Annotated in this window: 6 protein-coding genes; 2 read left to right on the top strand and 4 right to left on the bottom strand. The window is 32.1% G+C overall.

Translation table 11 applies throughout. The annotated features are described in order from the left end of the window. The first annotated feature begins 489 nt into the window (after positions 1 to 489). On the top strand, positions 490 to 1,521 hold the full coding sequence (locus BMY33_RS14055) for a LacI family DNA-binding transcriptional regulator (protein ID WP_091409687.1): 1,032 nt from the start codon (positions 490 to 492) through the stop codon (positions 1,519 to 1,521). A 194-nt stretch (positions 1,522 to 1,715) separates the two neighbouring features. Then, positions 1,716 to 3,767, top strand: a complete 2,052-nt coding sequence (locus BMY33_RS14050; RefSeq protein ID WP_091409685.1) for a kojibiose hydrolase — start codon at positions 1,716 to 1,718, stop codon at positions 3,765 to 3,767. A gap of 2 nt (positions 3,768 to 3,769) precedes the next feature. On the opposite strand, the gene BMY33_RS14045 is transcribed toward BMY33_RS14050, so the two are convergent. From BMY33_RS14045 to bglX, 4 genes are all read right to left on the bottom strand, one after another. Next, the gene (locus BMY33_RS14045; RefSeq protein WP_091409683.1) at positions 3,770 to 4,786 is read right to left on the bottom strand and encodes a LacI family DNA-binding transcriptional regulator; all 1,017 of its coding nucleotides are present in this window, start codon (positions 4,784 to 4,786) and stop codon (positions 3,770 to 3,772) included. 21 nt (positions 4,787 to 4,807) lie between these two features. After that, a complete protein-coding gene (locus BMY33_RS14040; RefSeq protein ID WP_139195661.1) occupies positions 4,808 to 7,594 on the bottom strand; it encodes a LuxR C-terminal-related transcriptional regulator in 2,787 nt (928 codons plus the stop codon). Between the two features lie 138 nt (positions 7,595 to 7,732). Beyond that, on the bottom strand, positions 7,733 to 10,048 hold the full coding sequence (locus tag BMY33_RS14035) for a glycoside hydrolase family 3 N-terminal domain-containing protein (protein ID WP_170837080.1): 2,316 nt from the start codon (positions 10,046 to 10,048) through the stop codon (positions 7,733 to 7,735). 3 nt (positions 10,049 to 10,051) lie between these two features. Continuing rightward, positions 10,052 to 12,361 carry a beta-glucosidase BglX gene (gene bglX / locus BMY33_RS14030; protein ID WP_244543024.1) on the bottom strand — a complete coding sequence of 770 codons (2,310 nt, stop codon included), beginning with the start codon at positions 12,359 to 12,361 and terminating at the stop codon, positions 10,052 to 10,054. Between the last annotated feature and the right edge of the window lie 372 nt (positions 12,362 to 12,733).

Here is a 12,733-nt window from a genome sequence, read left to right as displayed (position 1 = left end):
CCTATACAATCAATAAAAACTAGGGTTTATTTTTTTATAATAATTTGATTATTAATTAATTACATAAAGAAAATAATCTTCACACAAAAACAAAAAATAAAGAAAGTAATCGATTAAGTATAGATTTTATATAGACATATACTTAACATTTTTCTATACATTCTTAAGAAAACGATCCTTAATCTTCTTATCAAACTACATTTCAATTTCTTAAAAAACGTATACCTTAATATTATTTATTATAAATTAGCATAAGTGTTTTGAACGTAAAAGTTTAAACATTTTACTTTGGGGAAAAGTTTCACATAACCTTAATATTTCATAGATAATGAACATATCTATTATTTGTAAGCTTAATGTTATTACAAGTTACATAACAAATAACACCCAAGGGAAGTAAATCTTCTATTAAAAATAATACAAACGTTTGTATTATTGTTTTTTTAGTCAAATTAGAGATTTATTGATAATTTTTTAATACTAATTTTAATGGGTTTTAAAAAAAGAAGAGTAAAACTTGAAGATATCGCAAGAAGGCTAAACATTTCTATTGCAACTGTATCACGCGCTTTGGATGAAAACCCAAGAGTGAAGAAGAGCACACAAGAAAAAGTTTTTAAGATGGCAAAGGTTATGGGATATATGCCAAACCAAATTGCTAAAAGCCTTAGTTCTGGTAAAACCAATATTATAGGTGTTTTAATTCCGCGATATGATGAACCCTTCTTTATAGAAGTATGCAGAGGAATTGATCAGTATGCTAGAAATCACAACTACAAGATACTCATTAGCTCTTCTAGAAACTCTTACAAATTTGAAAAAGAAAACTTAATTTCATTCGAAAAAGGACTAGTAGATGGAATTATTCTATCACCAACTCATGAAACAGAAAATGTAGCACATTTAAACGACCTTATCAATAAAGGAATGCCAATAGTATTATTTGACAATATTAGAGAGGAAGTTTCAGGTGCAGATCACGTTATAATTAATGACGAAAAAGCTTCTTTTGAAGCTGTAGAGTTCCTTATAAAAAAAGGAAACAAAAAAATAGCCTTTATTGGTGGTATCAAACAAAAAAAAGTGTTCCAAGACAGATATAAAGGATACATTTCAGCTTTAGCACATCACAACATTCCTTTATATGATGAATTAGTTTTGCATTGTAACTCATTAGATCGAGAATTTGAGGATAAAGAAATTCTTAACTTTTTTAGAGGCCTAAATATTTCTCCAGATGCAGTTTTTGCTTGCACAGACAATTATGGACTCTTAACAATGAAAACATTACTAAAGATTGGCAAAAAAATCCCTGATGAAGTTGCTGTAATAGGTTTTGGAGACTTAGGACCCGGAGAAATATTTGTTCCTACTTTAACTTGTGTTTCACAACCTAGTTTTGAAATGGGACAAAAAGCGGCAGAGCTCCTAATTAAGCAACTCAATGAATCAGAAGATATTGATCATATAAAAACGATAATTAAGTTAGAAACTAAATTAACCGAACGAGAAAGCACTTAAAAACGGGTATAATAAACCTCAAAAATGTTATTGAATTTCAAGCAAATCTTGTATTTCTCAAAAGATATAACAATACAACCGTTTGTATTTTTATATCTCAGCATCTGATTTCAATTTTCAAATTTTGTTTAGTAAATTGATTAATCTATTTATTATTAGACATCTACAATTCACTTCACAAAAATCATCTTATTATGTCATTTAAGAGTTCTGGAAATACTTTTGTTTTAATTTTACTACTCCTTTCTATAACTACCCTTTCCAATGCACAAGAGGAAGGGTGGACTTTAACCACCAATAGCAATAAAAATTACACAGGTATAGTTACTGCTAATGGGAGAATTGGAATCCTACCTTCTTCTAATATATTAGAGATAGATAAGATTATTCTCAACAATGTTTATGACAAAGAATCTCCCCTTGGAGTTAGCAGAATACTTTCAGGAATGAACTTCGGAAACCTTGATCTATATATAAATAACACCAAATTGAACAACGATAATATTAGTGATTGGAAACAAACACTTAATATGAAAGAAGCGAGCTTCACAACTTCGTTTAATTACAATTCTATTGCAGAAGTATCATATACCATATACGCCCTTAGAAATGTCCCTTACTCCGGGTATATTGATTTCGAAATAAAAGCCTTAAAAAATATCGATATTAAGGTAGTAGGCAAAATAAATACGCCAAAAGAGTATCAAACTCCATTAAGCACTTTTAGAACTTTAAAAGATGCAGAAACAACAATGCCAATTCTACAAACAGTTGCCAAAAGTAAATTAGGCAAACATACAGTCGGAACTTCTGCTACTTTTATATGGCATAACATCAATTCTGGTAAAGAAGATCAACGACCTGAACTGACTCATACTAAAATCTCGGAATACGATAATCGATTATCTTTTGAAAAAAAAATCACTAAAGGAGAACAGTATAATTTTGCTTGGACTGCAGCTCAATGTTCAACCCAGGATTTTTTTGACCCCCAAAATGAAAGCGAACGTTTTGTGATCTTCAATCTACTCACTCCTCAAAAAGATCTATTAGATCAGCACAAAGGTTTATGGAAAGACCTATGGAAAGGGGATATTATAATAGACGGAGATCTACAATCCCAGTTAGACGTAAGATTGGCATTATATCATCTTTATGCATTCTCCAGAGGTGATTCTAATCTTAGTATTGCTCCAATGGGATTAAGTTCACAAGGGTATAATGGTCATATTTTCTGGGATACCGAATTATGGATGTATCCACCATTATTAGTATTAAATCAGGATATTGCTCGCTCTCTGGTAAACTACAGATCCGATAGATTGGATGTAGCAAAAAGAAAGGCGATTAATTTTGGATATAAAGGAGCAATGTTTCCCTGGGAAAGTGATGACACTGGAGAAGAAGCAACCCCTCCTTGGGCATTAACAGGAACTTTTGAACACCACATTACCGCAGATGTAGGTATTGCCTTCTGGAATTATTTTAGGGTTACTAAAGACAAAAAATGGCTTAAAGAACGAGGATACCCCTTATTAAAAGAAGTAGCTAATTATTGGGTCAGTCGTGCTACAAAAAACAATGATGGATCTTTCTCAATTAAAAACGTAGTAGGAGCTAATGAATTCGCTTCGAATATTGATGATAATGCCTTTACCAATGGATCGGCTATAACCTGTCTAAAATACGCTTCTCTTGCCGCAAGAGAAATTGGACTTATACCAGATAACAAATGGGAAGAAGTTGCTGAAAAAATAATCATTCATAAATTTGATGATGGGACAACCAAAGAGCATAGTAAATACAACGGAGATAAAATCAAACAAGCGGATGTAAATTTACTAGCTTACCCCCTCGATATTATTTCTGATCAAAAAACAATTCTTAAAGATCTATCTTATTATGAGCCAAAACTTGCAGAAGAAGGTCCAGCTATGGCACAAAGTGTTTTTGCTGTTATTTATGCTAGATTAGGAGATGCTGAAAATGCATTCAGATTATTTAAAAGAAGCTATGAACCAAACAAAAGACCTCCTTTTGGAGCATTAGCTGAAGCAGCTACAAGTAATAATCCATATTTTGCTACCGGAGCTGGAGGAATGTTACAAACTGTAATTTTTGGATTCGGAGGCTTGCATCTTACAGATGATGGAATTATTCAAAAAAAACCAATACTACCATCAGCTTGGAAAAAACTAACGATTACTGGAGTAGGCCCAGAGAAGAAAACATTCGTAATCGAGTAATATTAATTGGTAGAATCTCTTAATATTAATGAAGTATTTATAACCTCAGTATTCGTTTTATAATTATTTTCTGATGATGTATTAGACAATCTATCTAATAACATTTGCGCTGCCTTCGCACCTAAATCCTGAGCGTGTTGAGAAACTGTAGTTAATTTAGGATATGAATGTTTGGACAATATACCATCTGTAAAACCAATTACAGAGATTTTTTCAGGTATCTTATATCCCAATTTATTGGACATATTTATTGCTACAGCCGCCGCAGTCTCATCCAATCCAAGTACTGCATCTATTTTATTATTTTTAATAAAAGATTCTATTTCTCCTTCTTCAGTTTCAATGTTTTTTACTGGTAATTCTATTAATGTTACCCCTTCATTAGCGGAAACTTCTTCACGAGCTCCTTCTAATCTTAACCTACCCACACTAAGGTCGAAAATAGTTGATATAACAGCTATATTTTTACATCCTGTTTTTATTAAATGTTGAATCGCTGTTTTTGAAGCATTCTTATCATCAACTATTACTTTATCACACTCTACTTCGTTGCTTACGCGATCAAACATAATTAATGGCACGTTATCCCTTTTTAACTCTTTTAAGTGATCTAATTTATTAAGCATTTGTGTCTCTTTACTTAATGCTAAGATAAATCCATCAACACTACTATAGTTAAGCATCTCCACATACTCCACCTCTTTTTCATAAGACTCATTTGTTATACAGGTAACTATTTTATATCCGTTTTTAGACGCTTCTTGCTCGATACCATATAATACTTTAGCATAAAAATGATTCAGTATCTCTGGCAACAAAACTCCAATCGTATTCGTTTTATTACTCTTCAAGCTTACCGCTAGAGCATTTGGTTTATAATTATAGAAATTAGCTAACTCATGAACTCTATTAATAGTTTTCTGACTTATTTCTGAATCATTTTTTAATGATTTAGAAACTGTAGAAATAGACAAATTCAATTCTTTTGCAAGCTGTTTTAGGGTAACCTTTTTTCTCATGACCTTAGCGATTAGAAATCCTTACTTAAGACTTATAAGGATATTAGTCAAATTATCTTTGGAGCCTAAATTAAGCTTTTTTCTTAATCTATGCCTGCTTACATCGACACTTTGTGAACTAATTCCTAATAGAGGTGCGATTTCTTTTGAAGAAAGGTTCATTTTTAGGTATGCACATAACCTTAAATCTTTGGAAGTAAGGTTGGGATAATTTTTCGAAAGTTTTTCGTAAAATTCTTGATGAGATTTATCAAAATTGATTTCAAACAGCTTACTTTCTTTATCAGTGATATAATAATCTACTAACCTAACTAATTCGTTATAACTATTGGTGGGTAGCTTCTGATCAGAAGCATCCTGTACTTTTACAATTTTATCCTTTATTTTCTTTAAGATCTTATTTTTATTAAGGTTAACATATGCAATTTGAGTTAATTCCCTACTCTTAGCTTTTATCTCATCTTGTAGCTTAGAATTATTTAGTTCAATAATCTTATGCTCTTGTTCTAATTTCTGCGCTTTGTGTTCTTCTTCTTGTTTTTTAAGTTTTCTAGCTTTTTCCTCTAACAAAATTCTTTCTTGTTTTTTCATCTTATATCGATTAATTCCAATTACTGAAATAACCAACAACAAAAACAATAAGAGATATAATAAATACGCCCAGTTAGTTCTATAAATAGGGGGGTTGATGGTGAAATTAAAATTACTTTCTCTATAATCTCCGTTATACTTTGCTCTTATTTTAAATGTATAATCTCCCTCTTTAAGATTAAACAATGTTTTTTCGGTAGCTGTAGTATTCTCACTCCATTCATTATCATTTAAACGAGTTTGATATTCAATTTCCTGACCATAAATAGGTAACGCATAATTAATTTTAAGGTCATTGTCAGAAAATGCTATGTTATCACCAGAATCATATGATTTACCACTATTAACAGAAACAAAGTTTCTTATCAAAATATCACTTTTAATACCTTCTTTAATCGTTTTTTTGTTTTTAGAATACATGGCAAAGCCATTAAAAACCGGAATAACTTTATGATCACTATTTAAAGGAAAAACGTTAACCACATCTGGAACTAATTGATCTTCTAATTCATGTAGTACGGTTAAGCCTTGCTTATCTTCCACAACAACCTTATCATTATCAACATACCAAGTCTCATCTCCGATTTTATAAATACGAGGAGCATTTCCACGATCAATACCCATCTCAGACTTATTAAAAATATCTTTATCATCTGAATAAACATACGAATGAAAATTTGATGTAATTACGATCTCCTTTCCTACTTTTGAAAGAGAGATTCTATTTCCGTCAAAATCCTCTACTGGATAAAAAGCAAGTTTTTTTAATTGTTTATTCTTATAATCCAAATCAAACTTAAAGACACCATTACTTCCTAATGCCACCCAAATATTATTATTCTCATCTATTTCTAGGTAACGCCCAGATTTTTCGAATCCAGCTAATTTATAACCTTCCCATTCTCCATCTATCTTTTGATATAAAGAAATACCATTATAGTTCCCAGATATCAACACTTCTTCTTTGCCCGGAACTTCATATTTTCTAAAATTCCATGCACCTAAATCTTCTCCCATTCTTGTCAGAACCTTTCCCTCCAAGGAATAAGCACCTTTATCATGACCTACATATATTTTATTATCTACCTTTTCTATATTCCAAACCTGACCATTAAGTAATAATTCTAATTCATTATTAGCATTTGAATTTAACTCACTACCCACATACAATCCTTGATTTGTTCCTAGATAAGATAAATCCATCTCATTTACTACTGCATAAGTAGTCCCAAGTTCTCCATAATAATCGTAGTAGTAAGTAAGTGGTGAATTTAACTCTACATAATCCACTCCATAATCTAAAGCCAACCAAAGGTTATCTTCATAATCTTGATAAATTGAAAGAATTGTATTGTTTTGTAATCCATTTCGCTTATTAATATTATGAGTTTCTCCAGAGGACAGATCCAATAAATACAAACCATTAGAAACTGTACCAATCGCTATTCTATTATCTCTAAGCTTTAGAAAAGAAAAAATCTGAGCTTTTTGAACATCATCAGAGGAAGTAAAATCAATCGGAATTAAGCGGTCTCCTTTAACCTTAAAAAGTCCTTTTGTATCGGTTATAATAATCAGATCTTGATTAACCTTTGTAACACCGATAATATTCTCATTTATATCAGGATCGCTTATAACAGGTATTAAGTTCGTTTCTTCTAACCGAAAAACACCATATTTAAGATCATTAACATATATCTGATCATCTATATTATAACTCCATTTGAAACGATAAGGAGCAGGAATTTTTGTAATTATATTACCTTGATTAACATATAAATTCCGAAAGGTTTGAAAAACAATTTCTTTATTGATAAAATGTGTTCTCCAGTACTCTTCAATGTCCGCAGCAACATCTTTTTTATTGTTTCTTAAAGGTTGTATTTTATAGTTTTCATAACCATTCTTTATTAACATTCCATGATGTCCATCTGCCCCAAAATAAATAGTATCTTTATTCTTAACAAATAAACTTCTATTTACCATTTCTGGATTAGTTGCTACTGACGTCCAATCAGTTCCATCAAACACCAAAACCTCGTTGCCATTAGCAATATAAACTAAACCATTCTCATCCTGTTTAACATCCCAAGATTGAGCATTAAAACCCATATTCTTAGTGTCATAGTGTGTTATTTTAGGAAGTGTTTTGTCACTTATCGATTGGGAGAAAACCGAAACAAATAAAAAGCAAAATATAATAAGAAGACGATACATTGGACAAGTTTTTACATCAGTAGGCTTATCAAATATACCATTAAAATCTTAACACATTATACAAACTATCGATTTGTAAAACATTAATAAGCTATCAATATCCATTTTAAACTAAATGCAAATATTAAATCTTGATAATTATTTAAGCTCAAATTTTTTCTTTAAATCTCCGATCCTAATTTCAAATTCCCCTGACTCAGCAATTGTTTCTAAACTCTCATTTACAAAAGATAATTCGTCTTTGGTTATTGTAAAAGAAACTTCCTTAAACTCTCCTTCATTTAATGTTATTTTCTCATATCCTTTTAACGCACGAACTTCCGGAGTAATACTAGCATATAGATCACTAACGAACAATAATACGGCCTCCTTTCCTTTTCTGTTTCCAGTGTTGGTAACCTTTACAGAAACAGTAATAGATCCGTCTTGTTTCATTTCAGAAGAACTCAATGATAAATTACTATATTCAAAACTAGTATATGATAATCCATCACCAAATTCGTATTGCTGATCATAATCAGATTCATAATAATTTGGCACTGCAATATTATCAGAATGCTTATGATTATAGTTTACAAACGCATGCGGGTGTTTTGGATAATTAATTGGCAATCTACCAGATGGGCTTTCTATTCCAAATAACAAATCTGACAAAGCATCTGCCCCATGATTACCAGGAAGATACCCCATAAAAACAGCATCAACCAATGGTTCTATTTCATTAAAAATAATAGGCCTTCCTTCTAATAAAACCAGTATTATTTTTTTTCCTGTTTTAGACAATGCTTTAGCCAATTTAATTTGATCCTTAGGCATCATAATAGAATTAATATTCCCTGGTGTTTCCGTATATGAATTTTCACCTAAACATAACAAAATGACATCACTATTTTTAGCAGCCTTCATTGCAGCACTGATATTATTTTTATCTTCAAATAAAATTTCTTGCGAAGTGTTGCTATCAATACCACTCTTTTTAAAAGAAACTCCCTCCACGAAAACATTACCTAAATTCACAAAAGCTTCAGCAATCGTGTTTTTATCCTTTGCATAATTATCAGCTTCACTACCCTGCCAATTATAAGACCATCCGCCGTTAAGAGATCTCATTGTATTTGCAGTTGGACCAGTTACTAATATTTTGGTTCCTTTTTCTAAGGGCAAAATGTTATTCTTATTTTTTAACAATGTAAAAGATTCTAAAGCCGCATTCTTACTGACCTGAGCAAACTTGCCAGAACCAAAATCTGGATAATCCTCAGACCTTGTTACTGGATTTTCAAACAAATCTAATTGCATCTTAACCTTTAATATTCTCGATACAGCACTATTGATTCTTTCTTCAGAAACACTTCCTTCTTTCACTAACTCCACAAGTAATTCAATGAATTCAAAATCATGTGGCACCATACTCATATCTATCCCTGCATTTACAGACATTCTAATCGCGTCTTTAATTGTCTCCGCAACTTTATGTCTTGTATGCAGATAATTGATATCCGCCCAATCCGTAACCGCAATACCATCAAAACCAAGTTCATTTCTTAACACATCTGTGAGTAAGAATTTACTAGCGTGCACAGGAACTCCGTTTATTTCTCCAGAATTGATCATTAAAGTTACAGATCCTGCATCTACTGCTTCTCTAAATGCTGGTAAAAAATATTGTCTTAATTCTCTTTCGGGTATCCACGCTGGTGTACGATCTTTTCCAGAAAGAGGAACACTATAACCTAAGTAATGTTTCATACAAGAGGCTACTGTATTTGGATCACCAAGATTCCCTTGATAACCTTCTACCATAGCTACTCCCATTGTTTTACCTAAATACACATCTTCTCCAAATGTTTCCCATAATCGAGGCCATAATGGATTTCTTCCCAAACCTAATACAGGCGAGAAATTCCAAGGAATTGATGACGCTCTAGTTTCATAAGCCGAAATTTCAGCTACTTCCTTAACTAACTCTTTATTAAAAGTCGCGGCCAATCCTATTTGCTGCGGAAATAATGTTGCACCAATTGTATAGTTAACTCCGTGAATAGCATCTATTCCATAAATTATCGGAATCTGTCTTGGAGTTTTAGCTGCTTCATCCTGAAATATTTTAATGGTCTTATACCAATCTTGTCTTGACAAAGGAACTCCTGGAGTATTAAGTATGGATCCTACTTTATAAGTATGAATTGCCTTATGAACTAATGCAGAATCTAACTGATACGGTTGTGCCGAACTAAACTGATTATCACCTTTTGTAACAACATCAAGCGTAATCTGAGTCATTTGACCAACTTTTTCTTCAAGAGTCATTTCCGAAAGAAGGGCGGCTACTTTATCATCTAATTCTGTATTCATTGAAGGTTTTTCTGAAATCGACTTTTTATTTTCTACGCTCTCTTTAGAGTCACAACTTATTACAATTAAGACTAGTAATATTATATATAATTTTTGCATCATTTATTTTTTAAAAGAAAAATCAATTTCCAAATCTGTTTTTGAACTACCTCCTACGAACACTTTAAAGTCACCATCCTCTGCTTCCCACTTCTTATTAGCGGTATAAAACTGAATGGTCTTTTCATCAATCTTAAAAGTCACTGTTTTACTTTCATTAGGCTCTAGTTTAATTAATTTAAAGTCTTTAAGTTCTTTCACAGGACGTGTTAAACTTCCAAATAAGTCTCTGATATATAATTGTACAACTTCTTTTCCTTTTCTTTTACCGGTATTGGTAACCGTTACTGAGACTGATAGATTTCCTCCAGACGTAAATGACGGGGCATTTATTTTAAAATCTTTATACTTAAAATTAGTGTAGCTTAATCCATGTCCAAAAGGAAACAAGGCATCATGTTTTTCATCAGTATAATGGGACCAAAACACCATTCCATCCGCATTTATTGGTCTTCCTGTATTCTTTACATTATAATACAATGGTAGTTGACCAACATGTCTTGGAAAAGAAACTGGTAATTTACCTGAAGGATTATAATCTCCAAATAGCACATCTGCAATCGCGCTACCTGATGTCGAACCCAAATGCCACGTCTCTACTACAGATGGCGCTTTCTCTGCAACATTAGATATTGCCATAGGACGGCCATTCATAAGAACAACTACAATATTTTTATTTACAGCATAGATCTCTTCGAACAACTTTTGTTGAGGCTTTGTTAATTCTATATCTACCTGACTTCTGGCCTCTCCTGACTGAAAAGCTTCTTCTCCAATAGCCAAAACAACAACTTCTGCGTTTTTTGCTATATTTACCGCTTCTTCTATACCCTTAAAATCATCTCTATTTACCTTTAAGTCACGCACAAAACTTCGTTCACCTACACCAAGCTCAACACCTTTTGCATATGAAATTTTAGTAGTTTTATCTACAGTTGCTTTGATTCCTTCTAAAAGAGAAACAGCTGAATTTGGTGTTGCCATACCCCTCCAACTTCCAATTGGAGTATCTTTATCGTCTGCTAATGGTCCGATTACAGCAAGGCTTTTTATATTCTTCTTAAGCGGAAGCACATTCTTATCATTCTTAAGCAGAACAATAGACTTTCTTGCCACATCCCTTGCTACTTCTAGATGTTCCTTAGTATAGATATCATTTTTCTCACGATCCTCATCACAATATTTAAATGGATCAGCAAAAAGTCCTAATTTAAATTTAACTCTAAGTATCCTTTTAGCCGCTTCCTCAATTAATTTTTCATCAAGTTTTCCTTCCTTTACTAATTGTTCTAAACCTGCTTCATAAGCTCTACCCTCCATATCCATGTCGTTACCAGCTTTTATAGCTAACTCTGCTGCATGTGTCTTATCTTTTGCATATCCATGAAATATCATCTCCGAAATAGAAGCCCAATCTGAAACTATAAATCCATCCCAATCCCAAGTATTTTTAAGAATATCTCTTTGCAGTCCTTTATGTCCTGTCGCCGGTATTCCATCAATCTCATTAAACGAACTCATCATGGAAGCTACACCTGCATCCACTGCGGCTTTAAATGGAGGCAACACTGTATTATGCAACTCATACTCACCTATACTCACAGTATTATAATCCCTTCCTCCTTCTGCAAAACCATATGCAGCAAAATGCTTAGCACAAGCAGCCAGCGTATTATTTTTAGACAAATCATCTCCTTGAAAACCTTCAATTCGTGCAACAGCTATTTTTGAAGCTAAAAAAGGATCTTCTCCAGCTCCTTCCATAACCCTACCCCAACGAGCATCTCTAGAAATATCCATCATTGGTCCAAATGCCCAGTTTATACCTGATGCCGTCGCTTCTTTTGCGGCTATAGATGAAGATTTAGTAATTGCCTCTAGATCCCAACTTGCACTTTCTCCAAGAGGAATTGGAAAAATAGTTTTAAAACCGTGAATTACATCATATCCAAATAGTAATGGAATTTTTAACCGTGAATTCTCAATAACCGTTTTCTGCAATTCTTTAGTTCCTGCAACAGAGGTAGCATTAAGCATGGCTCCAACTTCACCGTTTCTTAATTTTTCGTATTTCTCTTTATTTCCTACATCAGAAGGTGGGCCAGTTACATCCCAACTACCATTATACAAAACCAGTTGGCCAATTTTCTCTTTTAGTGTCATAATAGCTATTAAAGAATCTACTTTCTTTTCTATGTTAGAAGATTCTTTACTCTCTTTGTTTTGAGAGAAACTATATTTTGGTATAAATAAAAAAAGCCCCGCTATAACTAAACTTACACCCCTTAAGTTATATTTTTTATAATCCTTCACTAGTCTTACCTTTTAATTTTTAAACAATAAATGTATTTACAAATCTATCTTTCAAATCTTCTTAATAAATATCTACTTAAACCCACTCAACAGAGTAAATAAATATTTTAGATTTTTTGTCATTAATATTGATAAAGCTACAACAATACATCCTAATTTAAACCAATTCATTAATCTTAACATTCTATGTACATGTAAGGAATATAGTTTATTTTAAAATCCAAAATATTCAAAAAAATAACTGAAAATCAGATATTTATACCCAAAAAGTGTTAAAATAATATAAATAACTAAGATCGATAAAATGAAAATTAATATAGATTAAATAAATATATTATCTCTATGCACTTTATCGTTTATAACAATAATCAT

Origin of the sequence: Aquimarina amphilecti, assembly GCF_900109375.1 — a bacterium.
Lineage (GTDB): Bacteria > Bacteroidota > Bacteroidia > Flavobacteriales > Flavobacteriaceae > Aquimarina > Aquimarina amphilecti.
The sequence above is the reverse complement of the archived record's forward strand: the minus strand, read 5'-3'. Positions and strand labels throughout refer to the sequence as shown.